We start from the raw sequence: 21807 nt of genomic DNA on the forward strand, positions 1-21807 counted from the left end.
CTAAAACTCACCTTGGAACCATTTAGTAATACGGCCCCACCAGTTACCCTCGTCTGCTTTCGCTTTTGTTGCGTTGATCGACTGCATGGTCCGACCATATTGTAACAAACCTACGGCGGTTGCAAATGAGGGATCGCTTACATAATCAGTTAATCCCGTTATCCCTAGTGGACTACCGATACGTACCGGCATTTGGAAGATGTCTTCTGCCACTTCCAAAGCACCGGTCATCTTTGCACTGCCGCCGGTAACAACCAATCCAGCAGCAATTTGATCTTCAAAACCGGAGCGACGAATTTCTTCGAGCGCCAGTTCAAATAATTCTCTAAAGCGCGGCTCAACCACCTCGGATAAGGTGTGGCGCGACATAATACGCGAAGGACGTCCGCCCACGCTAGGTACTTCAATTTGTTCTTCATTACTGGCCATTTGGCTGCTGGCACAGGCGTACTGCACCTTAATGGCTTCGGCATGAGAAATAGGCGTACGGAAAATCTTGGCGATATCGCCGGTTACCTGGTTACCCGCAACCGGGATCACCGCAGAATGACGTAAAGCGCCATTGATATAGATGGTGATATCCATAGTGCCACCACCTATATCCAGTACCGCCACGCCCAGCTCTTTTTCGTCTTCGGTCAATACCGAGTAGCAAGACGCCAGGGCATTGAAGATCAGCTGATCAACCTGCAGGCCACAACGCTCGACACATTTTTCAATATTCTTCGCCATGTCGTTGGAACAGGTGATGATATGGGCCTTGGCTTCCATACGCACACCGCTCATGCCCAGTGGGTTCTTAATGCCCTCTTGCATGTCGATGCTGTATTCTTGCGGTAAGGCATGGAGCATTTTGCGCTCCGCAGAAATAGGCACGGAACGAGCAATGTGGATGACGTTGTCTATGTCTTCATCGGTCACTTCGGTGTTGTTAATTGCCACCACACCGGTTTCGTTCTGACATTGAATGTGCTTACCGGAAATGCCCAGATACACAGAGCTGATGCGGCAGTCGGCCATCAGCTCGGCTTCGTCTATGGCGCGGCGAATCGACTCGGAAACCAGGTTCAAGTCATTCACGCCACCTTTATCCATACCATGGGATACCTGGCGGCCTACACCAACAATGCTGAGCTTGTTGTCATCGGTGATCTCACCGACCGTAGCCACCACTTTCGAGGTGCCCACATCCAAACCGATAACAAGGTTACGTTCTACTGACTTGGTCATACCTTACTCTTTTGTTCTTCTTCCGTTACTGCCAGCGGCTTAAATTGCACCGCAAGCCCGGTATCATATCGCAAATCAACGACATCTACCTGTACATCTTGACGTTTTTTCAAGTGTGGGTAGACATCAATAAATCTTTGTACGCGTTTTGCTTTATCATCACGCCCTAAATTGAGGCGAATGCCGTTATCTAACCATAATTGCCAGGCGAAACGCTCCGACAGCGCCAGGCTGGATAATTTCAAACCGTTTACCGCAAACAACTCTTCAAAACGATTAAAGGTCTGCCAGGCTTCCAATTCGCTGCCTTCGGGGCCGAACAAGCTAGGCAAGGAGTCCTTTATGCCCTCCTGCGGCGCGGTGAATACCTGCCCCTTGCTATTAAGCAGTTGGTCGTCATTCCAAAGCGCTACAGCCTGATGCTCCACCACGTACACCTGCAGGGTATCCGGCCATTGCTTACGCACCGAGGCGCTGGCAACCCAAGGTAAATCGGTGACTAACTCCTGCACCTGCTTTACATCGAGCTCAAAAAAGCTGTCCAAATCCGCCTGTTTAATGGCGTCGATAATGGCGCGCTCGGCGGTGTACTTGGGCTCACCCAACACCTGCAGCTGCTTAAGCTGGGCGTCCTTATCACGAACCAGCCAGTCGGAGAAGTTGAAGGTCAACTTCAACACCATAAACACCACCAGCAGAAAAAAGCTCAAGCCAAACAGCAGTGACCAATTGGTTCCCTGTTTTAGTCCGCTCAGCTTTTCCCTTAATGTCGCCATTTACAGAGTTTGCTCCAAAATCTTCACTACCAGTGCGGTGAAATCTACGCCCGTGGCCTTGGCCGCCATAGGCACCAAGGATTTCTCCGTCATTCCGGGTACCGTATTGACTTCAAGCAGATAGAACTCACCGTCGGCGCCTTGCATGGCATCAACACGTCCCCAGCCCTTAGCGCCCACAAGCGCAAAGGCCTGCTCCGCCATCTCTTGCAACTGCGCCGTTTGCGCTTCGCTTAGATCCGCCGGGCAATAATATTCCGTGGTGCTTGATTGGTACTTGGCCTGATAGTCATAGAAACCGCTCGGCGTACGCATTTCAATCACAGGCAAGGCCTTATCACTCAAGATAGACACGGTAAATTCGCGGCCGCTTAGCCACTGCTCTACCAAGACCTCGTCGTCAAACTTAAAGGCGGCTTCCAGGGCTTGCGCCAGCTCTTCGGCATTGTTGGCCTCAGCCATGCCGATACTCGAACCTTCGTGCGAAGGTTTTACCATCACATGGCCCAGCTGCGCCATAATCTCTGCACAATCAAAGCCTTGGCTTTGCGACACTACTTTATAAGGAGCGGTGCGCAGGCCAGCCACCTGAAACAGGTGCTTACAGCGGATTTTATCCATCGCCAGGGCCGAACCCAGTACGCTTGAACCTGTGTAGGGCAAGCCCATAAATTCCAATGCCCCTTGCAGGGTGCCATCTTCACCACCGCGACCATGTAGGGCGATAAAGACACGGTCAAAACCCTCTTGTGCAAGCTCATGCAGAGGGCGCTCAACCGGGTCAAACTGGTGCGCATCGACACCAGCCTCAACCAAAGCCGCGTGCACGGCTGCACCTGATTTAAGCGATACTTCGCGCTCGGCAGATGACCCACCTAGTAAAACTGCTACTTTGCCAAATGCCTGACTCATGAGGATACCTGCTGTAACTTTTCAATCTGTAATTCGGTTGCGGCCAGCTTTTTCACCAACTGACCTATGTTGCCCGCACCTTGGGTGATCACCAGATCATCATCGGCCAAGGTGGTGGCTAATACGCTTGCTAACTCGTTGTTATCCGCCACATGCAAGGGCTCCTTACCGCGCTGGCGCAGACTGCGGCACAGGCTTTTCGAGTCGGCACCGACAATCGGCTCTTCACCGGCGGCATAGACATCAAGCAAAATAAGCTGGTCGACGTCGCCCAATACCTTAACGAAGTCTTCGTATAGGTCTCGGGTGCGGCTATAACGGTGCGGCTGATAGATCATCACCAGGCGCTTTTGCGGCCAACCGTCGCGGGCCGCCTTAATGGTGGCTGCCACCTCACTGGGGTGATGACCATAGTCATCCACCAGCATCACCTTGCCACGCTCATTGGTAAACTCACCATAATGCTGGAAGCGACGGCCAATGCCTTCGAACTTCTCCAACGCCTGTAAAATCGCGGTGTCCCCAATCCCCTCATCCTTAGCAACGGCGATGGCCGCTGTGGCATTCAGGGCATTGTGTTTACCCGGCATATTCAGGGTCACCTCAAGACGCTCCCCCTGTTTCGAGGTCACCGTAAAGGAGCAGGTGCTGGCATCCTGGGTAAAGTCGGCCAGACGATAATCCGCATCTTCATGTTCACCGTAGGTGGTGACCTGACGAGAAAAGCGTGGGATCAGTTCACGGGCCACAGGTGAGTCGATGCAAACCACGGCCAAACCGTAAAACGGCAGGTTATGGATGAATTCCACATAGGTGTCCTTCATTTTCTCCAGACTGCCCTCATAGGTATCCATGTGATCTTCTTCAATGTTAGTGATCACAGACACCATGGGCTGCAGATGCAAGAAGGAGGCATCACTTTCATCCGCTTCGGCAATGAGGAAACGACTTGAGCCCACTTTGGCATTACTGCCGGCGCTATTAAGCAAGCCACCGATGATAAAGGTGGGATCCAGCTTAGCCTCGTCAAAAATACTGGCAACCAAACTGGTGGTGGTGGTTTTACCATGGGTACCGGCAATGGCGATACCATGACGAAAACGCATCAGCTCGGCCAACATTTCCGCACGGCGCACGATAGGAATACGCGCGTTACGGGCGGCGATAATCTCTGGGTTCTGTTCATTGATGGCGGTAGAGACCACCACCACAGAAGCATCTTTCACATTGTTCTGATCATGACCGATAAACACTTCGGCACCGGCTTTGATCAAGCGCTCCGTCATCGCACTTTGAGCAATGTCAGAACCCGTGATGCGATACCCTTCATAGGCTAGTACTTCGGCAATACCGCCCATACCTGCACCACCTATGCCGATAAAATGAATGGTTTCAACGCGGCGCATGGCCGGTCGTTGCCCTTGTTGTTGCGTGCCCTGCTGTTGGGCTGTGCCTGTTGTTACTGTCATTAACTATACTGCTCACATTGTTTTGCAACCGCTGCGGTTGCATCGAGTTTGGCCAGCGCCTTCGCGCGCTTACCCATCTCGGTAATTAATTGGGGCTGCTGAAAATACGGCGCTAGCGCCTCAACCACGGCGGCTTGATAAAAATCGCCTTGCTGCATACACAAGGCTGCATCGCCACCCACTAAATACTGGGCATTGGCGGTTTGATGGTCGTCCACGGCATGTGGAAATGGCACAAACAGGGCCATGCGTCCGGCCGCCGCTACTTCGCTCACGGTCAAAGCACCGGCGCGACAAATAACCAAGTCAGCCCAGGCATAGGCGGCATCCATATCGTCGATAAAGTCGCTCACCTTGGCCTCAAGCTGCTGCGCCTGATATTGCTCCTGCACCTTACTGGAGCGCCCCTTGCCGGTTTGATGCCACACAGCTAATTCATGCTTTTTCGCCAGCTCGGCAAACACCGTTGGCAAGGTATCATTTAACACCTGTGCTCCCAACGAGCCACCCACCACCAGAATATTGATGGGCGAGCTGACCTCAACCGGGGCAATATTCATCAGCGACTGACGCACCGGGTTACCCACCACCTGAAAATCACTTTGTGGCAGAGCACCGGGAAAGGCACCCAAACAGCTGTTAGCCAGCTTGGCCAAAAGCTTGTTGCTCATGCCGGCCACAGCATTTTGCTCATGGATCACTAAGGGGATCCCTAAGCTTTTCGCCGCTAGGCCCACAGGCCCGGTAACATAGCCACCCATGGCCAACACCGCCGCCGGACGACGTTGCTTTAAAATCTTACGTGCCGCAAAAAAGGCCTTGATGATCATCAAGGGCGCTTGGAAGAGACGTTTTAAGCCATTGCCACGCACGCCCTGAGCACGAATAAAATCGATTTCTATGTCGTGCTTAGGCACCACATCCGCTTCCATTCTGTCGTCCGTGCCAATCCAGGAGACCTGCCAATCCTGCTCGCGCAGGTATTGGGCCACGGCGATGCCGGGAAAAATATGTCCGCCTGTGCCACCGGCAACCACTACCAGGGATTTATTCATACTGCCTCCTGTACTGCTGCGGGGCTAGGTACAACACGACGATGACCCCGGCCGTGACCTCTGGAGGTCGCCTGCTTGGTCGCCATCTTGGTTTCAAAGTCGATACGGAATAACACCCCAGCGGCAATGGCCATCACCAACAAGCTGGAGCCACCGTAAGAGATAAAGGGTAAGGTCAGTCCCTTGGTGGGTAAGATCCCGGCGCTGGCGCCGACATTAACCATGGACTGGAACGCAAACCAAATACCGATTCCCAGAGCTAAATAGCCCTCATATTCTTTATTGGCCTTAAGCGCACGCTGACCAATAAGCAAGGCTCTAAATACCAAGGTGCCCAGTAGCACCAAGACGGTAAACACACCGACAAAACCCAGCTCTTCGGCCACCACGGCAAAAATAAAGTCGTTATGGGCGTGTGGCATATATTGAAGCTTCTGTACGCTGTTACCTAGCCCCTGACCAAACCAGCCACCCTGACCGTAGGCCATCAGCGACTGTACTAATTGATAACCTTTACCAAAGGGGTCGTCCCAAGGCTCTAGAAAGCCCACAACCCGGGCCCAACGATAGGGTTCAAATACGATTAGGGCGATCACCAGACCTATACCAGAAAGCATCAGGACAAAGAACTGCCACAACTTGGCACCGGCCAGAAACAGCAGGCCAACCGTGGTCACAAACATTACTACTACGGTACCAAGATCCGGCTGCAATAGAATCAAACCTGCGTACAGAACAAAGACGCTAATGGGCTTCACAAAGCCTTTAATATTCTCCTGCACCTCGTCGCGCTTACGTACCAGGTAACCTGCGAGGTAACTAAAGAAGAACAGCTTGGCCACTTCCGAGGCCTGAATATTGATGGGACCTAGTGGGATCCAGCGCTTCGAACCATTGATTTCACTACCCAAGACCAATACCGCAACCAAGAGGCCTAGGCCTACAAACAAGAGATAAGTATTGGCTACCTTCCACCACTGCATTTTCAAACTGGTTGCCAGGGTAAACAAGAACAGTGCCATCCCCATAAACACGGCCTGGCGCACCATAATATGATACGGATTGTCGAACAGGCGCTCGCCTTCAGGCATGGAGGCGCTGGTCACCATGACAAAACCAATTCCCACTAAACACAGCAGGGTATAAAGCAAGGGCACATCGTATAGCTGACCCGAGGGCTTCAGATGCAGTAGATCTTTAATGCGATCCCAGCTCATGCCTCCCCCTCATGCACTTGTTGTGCAAAGTCGTTACCGCGCACCATGTAATTGGCATAGATGTCCAGGCTGGCACAAGCTGGCGCCAGTAAAACTATGTCGCCATCACGGGCGCAGGCCTTGGCGCAACGTACCGCTTCGGCCATGTCACCGACCTGGTGACTACCGGGCTTTAGTGCGGCAATGGCAGCGCCATCTTTACCCAGGCAAATCAGCTCAGCGACCTGATTGAGTAACGGCTCTTGCAAGGGCGTTAAATCGGCGCCCTTGGCATCGCCACCGGCAATTAAAATCAAGCGTCCCGGTTCATCGGCAAAGCCGTTAATCGCGGCTATGGTGGCGCCCACGTTGGTGGCCTTGGAATCGTTGAAGTAGCGCACCCCGTTTAGGGTATCTACATACTGACAGCGGTGATCTAAACCTGGGAATTCTTGCAGCGCCCGCTCATACACACCAGCGTCAAAGGCAAAGGAATGACACATGGCCATTACAGCCAACACATTCAAACGGTTGTGACTGCCTGGTAGTAAGCTGCTGGCGCAGGGCAAAATAGGCTGCTGACGAAAGGCAAAGTAGGCTTGACCCTGGTGCATCATAATATGGTAATCGCCCTGCTCTAACCCAAAGCTGATACGCTCGGCGTTATTGCTCTGCAGCGGCGCCGTGTCGGCGTCTTCACTATTGAAAACGGCCAGCTCACAGCCCTGATAGATACGCTGTTTGGCATCGATATAGCCGCCCATATCCTCGTATCTGTCCATATGATCTTCACACAGATTCAAAATACAGGCGCTTTTGGCCGCCAGGCTGGAGATGGTCTCCAGCTGGAAGCTAGATAATTCTAAAACATAGGCATCGGCGTCCAGGGCCAGTAAATCCAGCACCGCGGTGCCGATATTACCGCCCAAGCCTATATGCAGGCCGCCGCGCTCAAGTACCTTGGCGAGCAAGGAAACCACGGTTGACTTGCCGTTTGAGCCGGTTACCGCCAGCACAGGCTTGGTATTGATGCGGGCAAACAACTCGACATCACCTATCACTTCTACGCCGGCGGCAATGGCTTGCTGCACATCGGGGGTGGCTAATGCCAGTCCAGGGCCGATCAAGATTAAGTCGAAGGATGTCAGGTCGGCTTCTGCTAAGGGGCCAAAACGCTGCTCCAGATGCGGCACATGAGAGTCTAACCACAACTGAGTAGGCACCTGCTGACGCGAGTCGACAAGCACTGGCGCCAATTTATGAGCATGCAAAAAACGCACTGTGCCCAGACCGGAAACCCCCAGTCCAAGCACCGCGATACGTTTATTTTTAAGCGTCTTTAAATAGCCCATTTACCTGATCTTCAATGTTGCCAATCCAGCAAGTACCAGCACGATGGAAATAATCCAAAAGCGCACGATCACGCGCGGCTCCGGCCAGCCCTTTAATTCATAATGATGGTGAATAGGTGCCATGCGGAAAATCCGCTCGCCCCGTAACTTGTATGAGCCCACCTGCAAGATCACAGACACAGCCTCCATCACGAAGACACCGCCCATAATCACTAGCACCAGTTCCTGACGTACCAGCACGGCAATAATGCCAAGCGCACCGCCCAGAGCCAATGAGCCCACATCGCCCATAAAGACCTGCGCCGGGTAGGTGTTAAACCACAAGAAGCCCAGGCCGGCACCAACGATGGCGGTACAGACCACAACCAACTCACTGGTCAGTGGCAAATGTGGCAGGTGCAGATAGCTTGAGAAATTCGCATGCCCGGTCACATAGGCCATTATGGCCAGCGCCGAGGCCACTAAAATGGTTGGCACTATGGCCAGGCCATCAAGACCATCGGTGAGGTTTACGGCATTGGACGTACCCACCACCACAAAATAGGTCATGATGATGTAGAAAAGCCCAAGCTGCGGCATCACATCCTTAAAGAAGGGCACGATTAATGCGGTTTCCGCCGCCTGTTGCGAGCTGGCATACAGGGCAAAGGCTACGATCAAGGCAATCACCGACTGCCAGAAGTATTTCCATTTGGCAATCAGACCCTTAGGGTCTTTGCGTATGACTTTACGATAATCATCGATAAAGCCGACGATGCCCAGAGAGCCAATCACAAACAAGGTGGCCCACACATATTTATTGCTTAAGTCGGCCCAAAACAGGGTGCTGACAAAAATGGCGCCCAGAATAAGCAAACCACCCATGGTAGGGGTACCCGACTTGCTTAAATGAGACTGAGGACCGTCGTCACGTACGGTTTGACCAATCTGCATGCGCTGCAAGGCGGCGATCAGCTTAGGGCCAAAATACAAAGACAGCATCAGCGCCGTCAGAATTCCCAGGATGGCTCTGAGCGTTAAATAAGAAAATACATTAAACCCGCTGTAAAACTGGGTTAGGTATTCAGCCAGCCACACTAACATTACTTCTCTCCCTCGCCGGCTAACTGTTTGCCATGCGCCACTAAATCTTCCACTAAAAGCTCCATGCGAGAACTGCGCGATCCCTTCACGACTACCGTTATTTTTTGTTGTGTCTGTCGTAAGTCCTTCAGCATTTGCTCAAGAAGTTGGTCGCGCCCAGAAAAGTGGCGTCCGGCTTGTTCATAGACATCACTGGCGTAACGGCTTAATACGCCCAGAGAATAGACGGCTTCAATGCCCTTTTGCTTGGCATATTCACCTACTTGTTGATGGTATTGTCGTGCACCTTCGCCGAGTTCATTCATATCGCCGAGGGCCAATACCCGGAAACCTGGAACCTGAGCCAATAAATCAATGGCCGCTTGTACCGATCTCACGTTGGCATTGTAAGTATCATCAATGACTGTAAGCTGACTTGTTACCTCGATAATGTTCACTCGTCCTTTGACCTGCGCCATATTGGCAAGGCCGCTGGCCACATCAGCCAGGCTGCAGCCCAGGCTGCTGGTTAATGCCGCGGCGATAAGCACATTAGTAACATTGTGCTGACCCGGCATGGCCAGAGTCACGGCAACACGCTCATCCTTATTGCAAAGCATAAAGGAAGCACGAGCCAGGGCATCCAGGGTCACCTCTTCGGCCCACACATCCAGATGCTCTTTAGTTGAAAACTGTTTTACCTGGCGGGTACCCAGACCATCGAGCCATTGTTGTTTAAACTCGCTGTCGGCATTGATCACCGCCACGCCATCCTCGGCCAAACCAGAGAAGATTTCGCCCTTGGCGGTGGCCACCCCCTGCAGGGAGCCAAATCCTTCGAGGTGCGCTTCGGCCACATTACAGACCACGGCCACGTCCGGCTTGGTCAACGCCGTGGTATAAGCGATTTCGCCAAGGTGATTAGCACCGAGTTCAATCACAGCATATTGATGTTGTGGCTCAAGGCGTAACAAGGTCAGTGGCACGCCAATATCGTTATTGAAGTTACCCTTGGTGGCCAGCACCGGGCCTTTTTGCGCCAAAATGGCGGCACACATTTCTTTAACCGTGGTTTTACCCACGCTGCCAGTGATAGCGATGGTTTTCGGGGCTACCTCGGCTTTGACAGCGGCGCCTATCTGTCCAAGGGCTATACGAGTGTCGGACACCACCAGCTGAGGCAAGTGAGTTTCTACCGGGTGCGCTACGATCACCGCCACCGCGCCTTGGCGCTCGGCAACATCGATAAAGTTGTGGCCATCAAAGTTAGGGCCTTGCAGCGCTAAAAACACCTCGCCGTCGCATAAGGTGCGGGTATCTGTATTGATATTGCTCAGGCTGCTGTTGCTACCCTGATAGCTAATACCTAAGGTCTTGGCTAGCCAATCTAAGTCCATACTGATCATGATGTTGCTCCTTGTGCCAATAACTGCTGCACCAGGGTGCGATCACAAAACGGCAATACCTGATCGCCGATAATCTGGTAATCCTCATGGCCCTTACCGGCGATAAGCACTATATCGCCTGGCTGCGCCTGAGTAATGGCCAAGGCAATGGCCTTGGCGCGGTCAATTTCATACTGCACATCGACGTTAGCGCTAAAACCGGCGCGGATATCATCGAGGATGGCTTGCGGGTCTTCACTGCGCGGATTGTCACTGGTGACCACAATACGGTCGGCGTACTTTTGCGCCGCCTTGGCCATCAAGGGACGCTTGCCCTTGTCGCGGTCGCCACCACAGCCGAATACGCAGGTGACTTTACCATGGGCATGCTGATGCAGCGCCTGCAGGGCCAACTCTATGGCATCCGGGGTATGCGCATAATCGACCACGCAGGTCAGGCCATTAGCGGCGCTATAGGCCTGCATACGACCTGCAATAGGTTGCAGCTGCTTGCACGCCGCCAACAACTGCTCCAAGGGGTAACCCAGCCCCAGCAAGGTGGCCAACGCGGCACCCAGGTTATAGAGGTTAAACTCGCCAAACAGCGGTAAGGTAACTTCACCCTCGCCCCAACTGCTGTCGATATGCGCCTTTAAGCCATGAGGCAGGAACTCCACCTTACTGAAATACAGGTAACGGCCATGGGTTGGCGGCAGCGTTTTACGGCCATACACCACCAACTCGGGGAAGTCGTATTTTTCCAGCCAGGTTTGTGCCACCGCATCGTCCTGATTGAGCACTACCAGCTCGGCATCGCAATCGCGCATCAGGATCAGCTTGGCATCGCCGTAGCTTTGCATATCGCCATGATAGTCCAGGTGGTCGCGCGATAGGTTAGTAAACACCGCGGCCTTAAAACGGCTGTTGGCAACTCGGCCCTGGATCAGGCCATGAGAGGATACCTCAATCGCCACCAGCTGTTTTTGCTGCTCTTTTAGCTGAGCAAAAATCTGTTGTAACTCAACGCTAGACGGCGTGGTATTAGCCAGCTCGTTAAGATTTATCCAGCTCACCCCAGCCCAAGGTACCGATAATGGCACTGGGGCGTTGGCAATGCTGTGCCAGAGTAGCGATCATCGCCGTGGTCGAGGACTTACCATTGGTGCCGGTCACCCCAACCAAATCAAAGGCGTGGCTGGGCTGACCATAAAAGCTTGCCGCCAGCTCGCTCAAACGCAGACTGAGACGTTCAATAACGATAATGCGCTCATCGTCGCAATTAAGTTCACAGCGACTGTCGGCAATCACCGCACTGGCACCCTGGGCGAGCGCTTGCTCGGCAAACTGACCGCCGTCGAGTTGATGACCTTTGATGGCCACAAACACATCGCCACGTTGAACGCGGCGACTATCTAATTGTAATTCGTTGACCAAGCCTATCTCGGTATCGATTCCCCAAGGGGCGAGTACTTCGCGAAGATTACGCATCTCCACCTCCCTTTACTGCTAGGTTGGCTACCGGTTCTAAATCGGGCGCCACGTTAAGGATACGCAGCGCATTGGAAATTATTTCGGCAAAGGCCGGACCCGCGGTGGCACCGCCATAATACACGTCGCCACCGGGTTCATTGACCATAACCACTACGGCCAGGCGCGGGTCGCTTACCGGACCGACGCCGGCAAAATAGCCGACATATTCGTCGCCGTAACCACCGGCGACCGCTTTCTTAGAAGTACCTGTCTTCGCTGCGACGCGATAACCATCGACCTTCACCTTGTTCGCTGTGCCGCCTTTCTCAAATACGCTTTCCATCATTTCGACAACGGCTTTGGCATCTTGTTCTTGAAAAACGCGCTCTCCGGGTAAGGGTTCTTCTTGTTTTAATATGGTCAGTGGACGTGAAATGCCGCCGGCACCTAAGGTCGCATAAAAACGCGCCAACTGGGCCGTGCTTACCGAGATGGCATATCCGAACGACAAGGTGGCAATTTCAAAATCAGACCAGCGACGGTTAGGATAAAACAGGCCGCTGCTTTCGCCTATCATGCCGGTGCCGGTGTCGCTGCCAAAGCCTACGCGCTCGAACAGGCCGACAAAGTAGTCTTTAGGCAGGTCTTGTGAGATCTTCGCCACACCCATGTTACTTGAAACCTTAAGGATCTCGCGCAGCGACATCTCGCCACGGTTACGGGTGTCTTGTACCAGACTGCCACCGACGCGCATCCAACCCGGGTAGGTGTCTATGGTGTCGTTGGCGTCAATATTGCCATAATCCAAACCGGCCAGGATAGTCAGTGGCTTAATGGTTGAACCCGGCTCAAATAAATCGGTAATGGCGCGGTTACGACGTTTGTGCGGCGCCGCATCTTCTAAATTATTGGGGTTAAACGAGGGGCTGTTAACCATGGCGAGGATCTCGCCGGTTTTAACATCCACCACCATGGCGGAGCCTGATGTGGCCTTGTAGGTCAACACCGCAGATTTAAGCGCTTTGTAAGCAATAACCTGGATACGCTGGTCGATAGACAGCTGAATATCTTCCGGTTCCACGCGCTGACGCTCGTCCAGAACGGCAACTTCGCGGCCACGGGCATCCTTACGAATAGTGCGGCGCCCTTCTGTGCCGGTCAGCGCTTCGTCATAGAGCTTTTCAATGCCTTCGATGCCCTGACCGTCGATATTGGTAAAACCAAGCACATGGGCGGTGACTTCACCGGCGGGATAATAGCGTTTGGATTCGTCAAGCAGGTGCACGCCCGGTAGATTCAACTCATTGATATAGTTGGCCACAGCGGGTGTTACCTGACGTTTTAAATAGATAAAGCGACGGTCTTTATCGCCGATTAAGCGGGTGTCGACATTGGTGCGTTCTAAGCGCAGCACATCGGCCAGCTCACGCCAGCGCATATCTTGCTTGTAAAAGGCGGCTTTTAGATCGGCCAGATGCTCTGGACGGTCGAGAATATCCTGCGGATCTTCCCCTTGCTTTTTCGCGCGCTTAACCACCTTGCTTTGCAGGTACTTGTCAATGGCTTTAGGGTCGGCATAAACACTGACCACGGGCACACTTACCGCCAGCTCTTTGCCCTGACGGTCGAAGATCATGCCGCGCTGCACATGCAACTTTTCTACCCGCACGGTGCGCTTGGCATTTTCGCTGCGCGCCTTATCCGGCTCGATCACCTGCAAATAGGCGGCGCGGGCCACCAAAGTCACAAAAACCAGCAGCACAGCAGCGCATACCAGCACAAAGCGCCAGGTAATTAAATTGTTTGCATTGCTTTTGCGTTTCGCTGCTCTCATGGCACTATCACCACTTCTTCATCTTCGCTGGTTGGTCTTTTCATATTCAGCTGCTCGGTGGCAATTTGCTCTATCCGTGCATGCTGAGAATAAAATTCTTCTTCTACCAATAAATAACGCCAATTTAGGTCAAGCTCGTCACGTTCTTGCAGCAGCTTGTCTTGAGCAATCAGCTGCGCCCGTGATAAGTGCGTTACCTGGACTATGGCTAACGCACTGAACAGAATAGAAAAAAGCAGCCCCAACGTTAGCTTGTTGTCAATCAATCCCCGTATTATCTCGACGAAGAGGTTTGGTTGGCGTTTTACTGGTTGTTGGCTCATCCCAATCTCTCGGCTACACGAAGGACGGAGCTGCGCGCACGGCTATTGCGAGCGATCTCTTCATCGCTCGGCTTAATGGCTTTGCCTACTGCCTTTAACGTCAGTTCTTTATTTAATTGTGCATCGGTTAATGGCAGACCTCTAGGCACAGCCTCTCCCTTGCTCTGCTTCTTGATAAATTGTTTTACGATTCGGTCTTCCAACGAATGGAAGGAAATTACCACCAGGCGACCACCGGGCTTAAGCACCGACAAGGATGCCTGCAGCGCGGTTTGAATCTCTTCCAGTTCGCTGTTGATATAAATTCGAATGGCCTGGAAGGTACGTGTCGCCGGGTGCTTGTGTTTGTCTTTCACCGGCACCGCCTCGTCAATTAACTGCGCCAATTGCGCCGTGGAGTTAATCTCGGTGTGTGCTCTGGTTTCGATGATTTTAGTGGCGATGCGACGGGCGAATTTCTCTTCGCCGTACTTTTTAAACACAAACACCATGTCTTCTAATTCGGCCTCGGCCAACCATTGGGCGGCACTGCGCCCCTGACTTGGGTCCATGCGCATATCCAATGGACCGTCTGTCATAAAGCTGAAGCCGCGTCCGGCATCATCCAGCTGCGGCGAAGAAACGCCGATATCCAGCAGGATACCGTCGACCTGACCTGTGATCCCAGCCGCCTCGGCGACCTCATCAAGACGCGAAAAGCGACTATGGGCAATGCTAAAACGAGGATCATCGGCAAAGCGCTTGGCGGCGGCAATGGCCGTAGGGTCCTGATCTATGGCCTGCAAGCGGCCCTTTTCTCCCAAACGGGCAAGAATCTCGCTGGAGTGGCCGCCACGGCCAAAGGTACCATCGATGTAAATGCCGTCTGGCTTAATCGCTAAGGCATCAATGGTTTCCGTCATCAGTACGGAGATGTGTTGAAATTCTTCGCTCATGCGTGTGCTCGCGCCCTATAGAGTTAGAATGAAAAATCGCCTAGATCTTCATCCTGATCAAAATCTTGTTCTAATTCGATGGCAATATCTTTGGCCATCCGCTCTTGCCACAACGTCTCATCCCAGATTTCAAACTTGTTCGATTGCCCTACCAAAACGATTTTCTTATCGAGCTTTGCATAATCGCGCAAATGCGGCGCCAGCAACACACGGCCATTCTTATCAAGCTGATAATCCATGGCGTTACCCAGCACCAAGCGCTGCATGCGTTTGGCCCGTTCTTTCATATTCGAGAGGGCGGCGAGACGCTGTTCAACGATTTGCCATTCACTGAGGGAGTAGAGCAACAAACAGGGGTCGCCAATATTGATGGTGCATATAATTTCGCCGCCATTATCCGCAAGCAGCTGATTACGATACTTGGTTGGTATCGCAAACCGGCCCTTGTCATCAAGGCTGAGTGTGCTTGTGCCGCGAAACATGAGTTAAAAATGCCGTCCGTTTGTTGCTTGTTATTGTTTGCGGGTTATAGATCCATAAAGATCCACTTATACCCACAATTTCCCACTGAACTACAGTCTAGGGCTTGACAAGGCTTTTTGTCAAGCAATGAAAGTGTGGAAAATGGCGTCTAACCCTAGATAAAATGCGGCTTTAAGGGAAGTCCCTGAATTAGGTGGAAAAAAGTGGAGCGGATGATTAGAGAGGCATCTTTCGTTCACTTTTTATTCAAGTTTGACACCAAAAAGTTCAGGCTGTCCGCCCTCTAGCGCGGATAAAAGCTAGGTATTTTGTATTAACAATTGCGCGTTTAAAAGACAAAAAACGGCTGTTGTTAGCCGCCATTTCTGCCCTCAAAGTGCCTTTATAAGGGACGGAATTGAATGTAAATAATTTTACTCTCACTGGAGCAAGCGGATAAAAAACAGGCAAGAAAATGTCGCGCCGGACAGTTCCGACACGACATAGGTTATCACACGCCTAAGCGAAAAAGCGGCGGTTATGAGGGCGGGTAAAGTCTAGTCTGGGTCCCTTAGGCACCACGCGTGTAGGGTTAATTTGGCCATGGCTAAAATAATAATGACGCTTTATATGGTTGAAGTCTGTAGTGTCGGCCACACCCGGGTGCTGATACAGCTCACGCACATATTGAGATAAGTTCGGATAACTCTCTATGCTGCGCAGATTGCACTTAAAGTGGCCGAAGTACACGGCATCAAAGCGGATCAAGGTGGTAAATAAACGCCAGTCCGCCTCGGTGAGCCTATTGCCCACCAAGTAGCGCAGTTTACTCAAGCGCAGCTCTAGGTGGTCGAGGGCCTTAAACAAAGCATCAAAGGCTTGCTCATAGGCTCGCTGCGTGGTTGCAAACCCAGCACGATACACGCCATTATTGATATTTTCGTAAACAAAGGCGTTGATCTCGTCTATTTCACTGCGCAACTCTTGCGGATAAAAATCCTGTTCGTCCCCGGTCAGGGCGTTAAACGCCGAATTAAACATACGTATGATTTCTGCCGATTCATTGCTGACGATGCGGTTGGTTTGTTTGTCCCACAGCACGGGCACGGTCACCCGGCCGCTGTAGTCGGCTTTATTGCGAGTGTAGATCTGGTGCATAAACTCACTGGCAAACAATGCATCGCCGCTGCTGCCCTCTCCTTGATTGAAGGTCCAACCGTTTGAGAGCATATCCGGGCTGACCACGGACACACCTATGTAGTTCTCCAGGCCCTTAAGTTTGCGAAATATCAGGGTGCGATGGGCCCAAGGACAGGCCAGAGACACATATAAATGATAGCGCCCCTTTTGTGCCTTAAATCCCGCCTCGCCACTTGGGCCCGCTTCACCTTCGGCCGTGACCCAGTTACGCAACTGAGCCGCTTCACGATTAAATTCACCCTGACTCGATTCGGTGTCATACCATTGATCACGCCATTTACCTTGAACTAATAATCCCATGCTGCTCTCCTATTCAATTGTGCCAAAACGACCGGCCTGATAATCACGCACCGCTTGCATTAACTCTTCTTGCGTGGTCATCACGAAGGGCCCCATATGGGCGATCGGCTGCTTCAAAGGTTCACCGGCCAAGATCAACGCGCCGCCTCCGTGCTCCGAGCTAAGGGCAATGTCACTGCCCGGCTCAAGGATCAAGAGATCACCCGCCTTATATTGGCCCTGCGCCAAGCTGCCCGTATGGATATAGACCATCACCTTTGACTGATGTAGCGGCGCTAAATCCAGCCGCCCACCGGGTTGCAACTCCACATCGGCCAACGCCGCATCAGCCGCCAGATTAATAAGCGGCGACTCGGCAATTTGCTCTGCCACTTGCCAGCTACCACCAAGTGCACGCAAGCGGGCACCAGTGTCATTTTTAATGACCGGCAAGGGTGTAGGAGTAGAATCCTGGTAGCGAGGCGGACGCATTTTCTCGGTACTCGGCATATTGATCCAGATTTGAAAACCATGCAGGCCCTCACTTTCGGCCAAGGGCATTTCACTGTGTATGACCCCACGACCCGTACTCATCCACTGCACATCGCCACTGCGAATGGCCTTTTGATTACCCAGGTGATCCCTGTGCTCAAAGCCGCCTTTTATCAGATAGGTAAAGGTTTCGATGCCGCGGTGGGGATGCGGCGGAAAGCCCCCCATATAATCTTTGCGATCATCGGACTTAAGCTCATCTAACATAAGAAACGGATCAAGATAACGCCCATCAAAACCGGCCACGCGGCGAATATTAACGCCGTCACCATCCTGTGTCGGCAAGGCCTGTAATACTTTTAAAACCTTCATTGAGTCTCTCCAAAGTTCTGTTACAGCCAGTTTAGTGTGCGTTTTTACTAAATGTAATGCGGGAAATCAGCATGGAGGGTGCTAATTTTTAGCATTCAAATTTAGCTGCCTCACAGGCAAGAGTAATCAGTTGTAACTGCCCCGCTCAAAGCGGCTCACCAGGTTAAAAAGCGTGCCCACAATTGACAATTTGTAACCTAAGTTTGCCATACCCGTGTCGGCCGTTGACAGGCCAAGGCCCTAAGGCTGATAATCCCCTCGCCTTAAGTGAACGTTCGTTTTGTTATGAGATTAAAAGACGATAATAAAAAGCAAGCCATCTATCGCGCCGCCATGAGCGTGGTTACCGAACAAGGGCTCGCCGGTGCATCCATGTCGAAAATTGGCCGGGCGGCCGGCGTATCGGCATCAACCTTATATGTTTATTTTGAAAATAAGGAAGACATGCTGAACAAGCTGTATGTGATGCTCAAGGAAGAATCGGCAAATGCCTATTTCGGCGACGTGAATAACGACACCTCGGTAAAGAGCGTTTTTTGCCAATATATTCGCAATATGTTTGCTTTTTTTATCGCTAATCCCATTATGTTTTCTTTTCAGGAGCAATTTAAAAATTCGCCCAATGTAAGTGCCCAAGCGCGTGCACGGGGCCTAGAGTGCGATACACCTTTACATGAGCTCTACACCCGGGCGGTAACTGAAGGATTGGTAGTCAGTTACCCGAAACCGGTTGTGCATGCACTGACCATAGCCCCCATCACCTACCTGATCCAGGCTCATCTGAACCGGGAAATCGAGGTGGATGCGCAATTGCTCGAGGCGACGGTCGATATGGCATGGCGGGCGGTAAGCCGCTAACTCTATTTAGAGCCAAATACACAAGCAGGTAATACACACCTGTTTTTTTACACCCCTTAAAAGAACGAACATTCGATTAATTAAATTACTTACCAAGTCATCGAAAAGTTTTTAACCGTGGAGACACAGAAGTATGAAGATTCAATATTTAGCACCTATCGCCTTTCTAGCCAGTGGCAGTGCCTTCGCCGATTTAGGTGAGGCGGGCTGGAGTGGCGACGTATCCTTTATGGCCAGTGCCCGCAGCCACAAAAGTAACCTCTACAGCGGTGATGATGAGGTCAAAAATGGCACCTTGAATAGCAAGGGCAACAAAGAAGACGACGTAGTTGCCTTCCCTATAGGGTCGGTCAAATACACCTTTGGCGATACCAATAACCAGCAATTTTTTATTAACGGCGAAACCCGTGATGGTGTTCGCACCGGGTTATTCTCCGTTGCCTTAGGTTACCGCGTGGAAGTGGGCGAGAAATCCACCCTGGCTGTGGCTCTGATCCCCAATGTGATCGCCGATGAAGTATGGCGCGACCCCTATATGACCGACGAGCGCCGCCACGACACAGATATGGGTGATGACGCGGTGCGCATTACTTATAACAACATTCTCGATACCAACTTTTACGCCCAATTAACCGGCTTTAACCGCGAGGTAGACGATGAGGATTCGGGCCTCAACAGCTACTCGGCGTTTCAAGACCAGCTAGAGCGTGAAGGCGACGGTTACTACCTCGAAGCCGGTTATGTGTTTGATCTAGGCCCACAGTCAAAATTCAAACTAGGCGCCAACTATAACGATTTCGATGCCGATGGCGATGCCATGTCTCTTGATGGTTACGGCGTAGAGCTAACCTACACTGCGGTATTCGGTAATCACTCTTTGGCCCTGTCAGCACGCTACCGCAGTACGGAAAACGATGAAATGAACCCCATTTTCAATCAGGTACAAGAAGACGATCGTTACTCGGCCATCCTGGCTTACAGCTACGACAAAATTGAGGGCTGGGACAATTGGTCAATTGTCGCCTCCGGTGGTACACGTCGCACCGACTCCAATATTGAGTTTTACGATGAAACCGAAAACTTTGCCGCCATGGGTCTGCGCTACCGTTTTTAAAGCTAAGAGCGATGCACAAGGACGTGATTTAAAGCGAGCTAGATGCTCGCTTTTTTCATTTTTATAGCGCCAAAACCTAGTGCTGATCTTGCCTATTTCGCCAAAACCTAAGGCCCGGCTCACACTTAGTCATTTTCCTCACTAAACTCATACTAGAAAAGCGAGTTATTTTGTGAGTTTATTTTATGGCTAAAATTACATTTCATGGCGCGGCGCAAGAAGTAACAGGCTCATGTCATCTGCTCTCCACACCGGCTCTTGGTGAAGTGTTACTCGATTGCGGCATGTTGCAAGGCATGAGAGGCAAACATAAGGTATCCAAAAAGCAGTTTACCTTTAATCCCAAGAGCATAGATGCCGTTATTTTATCCCATGCCCATTTAGACCATTCCGGCCGTTTACCCTCTTTAGTTCATGATGGCTTTGAAGGCCCCATCTATTGCACCGAAGCAACCTCACAGTTACTCCCTGTGATGCTTTTAGACGCCCTGGGTCTGTATGAAAACGATCTGATGCGGGAAAACCGCAGGTTAATGCGCAAGGGCAAGCCAGAAATTGAGCCTCTGTATTCTAAAGCCGACGTCTTAAAGGTGTTCGATTTACTTAAGCCCATCGCTTATAAAGAAAAGAAACAATTAGGGGATGGGGCCTTACTGTGCTTCTACGATGCCGGACATATTCTCGGCTCGGCCATTGTGGAATTAAAATTCGATGATGAGGGTCTACAAAAAACCTTGGTTTTCTCTGGGGATTTAGGCAACAAGGACACCCTGCTGATGAATGATCCCACCTTGCTTGAACATGCCGATATAGTTCTTATGGAAGGCACCTATGGCGATCGGGAGCATAAGTCACTCGGCGATACCCTAACCCAGTTTAAAGAGGTATTACACCAAGCGTTTGAAAATGGCGGTAATGTGATGATCCCAGCCTTTGCCGTGGGCCGTACCCAGGAGCTATTGCTGTATCTGGGTAAATTGCAGATGGCCGGTGAACTGGATAACTGGCAAATCTTTTTAGACAGTCCGATGGCGATAGAGGTCACGCAAATTTACGATCAGTGGCTGCCTACCTTGGATTGTGAAGGGGTTAAACCCTTATGCACGGGGGAGCAAACCCTGCTGAAAAACTTTCTTTCCACCCTGCATTTAATGGTGAGCGCCGAAGAATCCATGTCCATTAATAAGATCAGCAAGGGCGCGCTTATAATTGCCGGTAGCGGCATGTGTACCGGCGGGCGTATTACCCACCACTTTAAGCACCGTATTTGGGACAGTCGCAACACCTTAATTTTTGTTGGTTTTCAGGCCTACGGTACGCTCGGGCGCATACTGGTTGAAGGTGCGCAGCACATTAAACTCTTTGGTGACGATTTTATTGTTAAGGCCAATGTAGAAACCCTGGGCGGCTTTTCTGCTCATGCCGGACAAAGGGAACTGATTAACTGGGTCGCCAATTTTAAAAGCTTTCCCAAGGTGGTGTTGGTCCATGGCGAACCGGATGCCCTCACGGCACTGTCAGAAAAACTGCTACAAGAGCACAATATTAAAGCCGAGATACCCATTTTAGGACAAAGCATCGAGTTTTAATGGGGTTGTAATTTGTCGAACTAAGGTGAGATCCCAAAAGCCGCCTGAATAATCAGGCGGCCATGGAATTTGTTGAGTCAGCGTATAAGCCGGGTTCTGTTCTTTCCCGAGGGAAAGCGATAATCATTCGTCTAGGCCTAAGATCGCTCTTAGGCTCAAGCAACCTACCCGGTTCCGATGTGGGCCACACCATAAGGAACCCTATTTGGTCTTGCTCCGGGTGGAGTTTACCCTGCTGCCAACTGTTACCAGCGGCCCGGTGCGCTCTTACCGCACCCTTTCACCCTTACCGGTCCCGAAGGACTTAGGCGGTCTTCTCTCTGCTGCACTTGTCGTAGGCTCGCGCCCCCCAGCCGTTAGCTGGCACCCTGCCCTGTGGAGCCCGGACTTTCCTCCCCCTGATCATTTTCGTCACAGGCAGCGATTATCTAGCCGACTCGGG

Annotated in this window: 18 protein-coding genes, 1 other RNA gene and 1 pseudogene; 3 read left to right on the forward strand and 17 right to left on the reverse strand. The window is 51.7% G+C overall.

The annotated features are described in order from the left end of the window. From ftsA to C2M35_RS07460, 16 genes and pseudogenes are all read right to left on the reverse strand, one after another. Positions 1–1230 carry a cell division protein FtsA gene (ftsA, locus tag C2M35_RS07385; protein ID WP_105199371.1) on the reverse strand — a complete coding sequence of 410 codons (1230 nt, stop codon included), beginning with the start codon at positions 1228–1230 and terminating at the stop codon, positions 1–3. Beyond that, on the reverse strand, positions 1227–2006 hold the full coding sequence (locus C2M35_RS07390) for a cell division protein FtsQ/DivIB (protein WP_105199370.1): 780 nt from the start codon (positions 2004–2006) through the stop codon (positions 1227–1229). Before C2M35_RS07390 ends, ftsA begins: the two co-directional genes overlap by 4 nt. Then, complete coding sequence (locus C2M35_RS07395; RefSeq protein WP_105264976.1) at positions 2007–2918, reverse strand: D-alanine--D-alanine ligase; 912 nt, start codon at positions 2916–2918, stop codon at positions 2007–2009. It abuts the gene before it with no gap. Beyond that, positions 2915–4387, reverse strand: a complete 1473-nt coding sequence (murC, locus tag C2M35_RS07400; RefSeq protein WP_105264977.1) for a UDP-N-acetylmuramate--L-alanine ligase — start codon at positions 4385–4387, stop codon at positions 2915–2917. The genes C2M35_RS07395 and murC overlap by 4 nt, the downstream gene beginning before the upstream one ends. Next, positions 4387–5442, reverse strand: coding sequence for an undecaprenyldiphospho-muramoylpentapeptide beta-N-acetylglucosaminyltransferase (murG, locus tag C2M35_RS07405; RefSeq protein WP_105264978.1), 1056 nt, complete (start codon positions 5440–5442; stop codon positions 4387–4389). The genes murC and murG overlap by 1 nt, the downstream gene beginning before the upstream one ends. Next, the gene (ftsW, locus tag C2M35_RS07410; RefSeq protein ID WP_105213441.1) at positions 5439–6659 is read right to left on the reverse strand and encodes a cell division protein FtsW; all 1221 of its coding nucleotides are present in this window, start codon (positions 6657–6659) and stop codon (positions 5439–5441) included. Before ftsW ends, murG begins: the two co-directional genes overlap by 4 nt. Next, positions 6656–7990: a UDP-N-acetylmuramoyl-L-alanine--D-glutamate ligase gene (murD, locus tag C2M35_RS07415; RefSeq protein WP_105264979.1), complete on the reverse strand. Its 1335-nt coding sequence runs from the start codon at positions 7988–7990 to the stop codon at positions 6656–6658. The genes ftsW and murD overlap by 4 nt, the downstream gene beginning before the upstream one ends. Beyond that, a complete protein-coding gene (gene mraY, locus C2M35_RS07420) occupies positions 7991–9073 on the reverse strand; it encodes a phospho-N-acetylmuramoyl-pentapeptide-transferase (RefSeq protein ID WP_105264980.1) in 1083 nt (360 codons plus the stop codon). Beyond that, complete coding sequence (locus C2M35_RS07425; protein ID WP_105199363.1) at positions 9073–10458, reverse strand: UDP-N-acetylmuramoyl-tripeptide--D-alanyl-D-alanine ligase; 1386 nt, start codon at positions 10456–10458, stop codon at positions 9073–9075. The genes mraY and C2M35_RS07425 overlap by 1 nt, the downstream gene beginning before the upstream one ends. Continuing rightward, positions 10455–11925 (reverse strand): annotated as a pseudogene (murE, locus tag C2M35_RS07430) (UDP-N-acetylmuramoyl-L-alanyl-D-glutamate--2,6-diaminopimelate ligase). The gene C2M35_RS07425 and the pseudogene murE overlap by 4 nt, the downstream one beginning before the upstream one ends. Further along, positions 11918–13741 carry a peptidoglycan D,D-transpeptidase FtsI family protein gene (locus C2M35_RS07435; RefSeq protein ID WP_105258065.1) on the reverse strand — a complete coding sequence of 608 codons (1824 nt, stop codon included), beginning with the start codon at positions 13739–13741 and terminating at the stop codon, positions 11918–11920. Before C2M35_RS07435 ends, murE begins: the two are co-directional and overlap by 8 nt. Further along, entirely contained in the window at positions 13738–14064 is a 327-nt protein-coding gene (ftsL, locus tag C2M35_RS07440) for a cell division protein FtsL (protein WP_105188517.1), read from the reverse strand. The genes C2M35_RS07435 and ftsL overlap by 4 nt, the downstream gene beginning before the upstream one ends. Next, the gene (rsmH, locus tag C2M35_RS07445; protein ID WP_105264981.1) at positions 14061–14999 is read right to left on the reverse strand and encodes a 16S rRNA (cytosine(1402)-N(4))-methyltransferase RsmH; all 939 of its coding nucleotides are present in this window, start codon (positions 14997–14999) and stop codon (positions 14061–14063) included. Before rsmH ends, ftsL begins: the two co-directional genes overlap by 4 nt. Before the next feature lie 23 nt (positions 15000–15022). Further along, on the reverse strand, positions 15023–15481 hold the full coding sequence (mraZ, locus tag C2M35_RS07450; RefSeq protein WP_105213444.1) for a division/cell wall cluster transcriptional repressor MraZ: 459 nt from the start codon (positions 15479–15481) through the stop codon (positions 15023–15025). 499 nt (positions 15482–15980) lie between these two features. Next, on the reverse strand, positions 15981–16961 hold the full coding sequence (locus tag C2M35_RS07455) for a glutathione S-transferase family protein (RefSeq protein ID WP_105264982.1): 981 nt from the start codon (positions 16959–16961) through the stop codon (positions 15981–15983). A gap of 9 nt (positions 16962–16970) precedes the next feature. Continuing rightward, positions 16971–17804 carry a pirin family protein gene (locus C2M35_RS07460; protein ID WP_105264983.1) on the reverse strand — a complete coding sequence of 278 codons (834 nt, stop codon included), beginning with the start codon at positions 17802–17804 and terminating at the stop codon, positions 16971–16973. Between the two features lie 285 nt (positions 17805–18089). Between C2M35_RS07460 and C2M35_RS07465 the strand changes: the two genes are divergently transcribed. The 3 genes from C2M35_RS07465 (at position 18090) to C2M35_RS07475 (ending at position 21365) form a co-directional block, all read left to right on the forward strand. Next, complete coding sequence (locus C2M35_RS07465; RefSeq protein WP_105264984.1) at positions 18090–18662, forward strand: TetR/AcrR family transcriptional regulator; 573 nt, start codon at positions 18090–18092, stop codon at positions 18660–18662. 133 nt (positions 18663–18795) lie between these two features. Further along, positions 18796–19776: a DUF2860 family protein gene (locus C2M35_RS07470; RefSeq protein ID WP_105199356.1), complete on the forward strand. Its 981-nt coding sequence runs from the start codon at positions 18796–18798 to the stop codon at positions 19774–19776. A 185-nt stretch (positions 19777–19961) separates the two neighbouring features. Then, on the forward strand, positions 19962–21365 hold the full coding sequence (locus C2M35_RS07475) for an MBL fold metallo-hydrolase RNA specificity domain-containing protein (RefSeq protein ID WP_105258070.1): 1404 nt from the start codon (positions 19962–19964) through the stop codon (positions 21363–21365). Between the two features lie 69 nt (positions 21366–21434). Here the strand turns inward: C2M35_RS07475 and rnpB are convergent. Next, an RNA gene (gene rnpB / locus C2M35_RS07480) (RNase P RNA component class A) lies at positions 21435–21805 on the reverse strand. Positions 21806–21807: the final 2 nt, after the last annotated feature.

The organism is Pseudoalteromonas sp. T1lg76 (genome assembly GCF_002964725.1).
Lineage (GTDB): Bacteria > Pseudomonadota > Gammaproteobacteria > Enterobacterales > Alteromonadaceae > Pseudoalteromonas.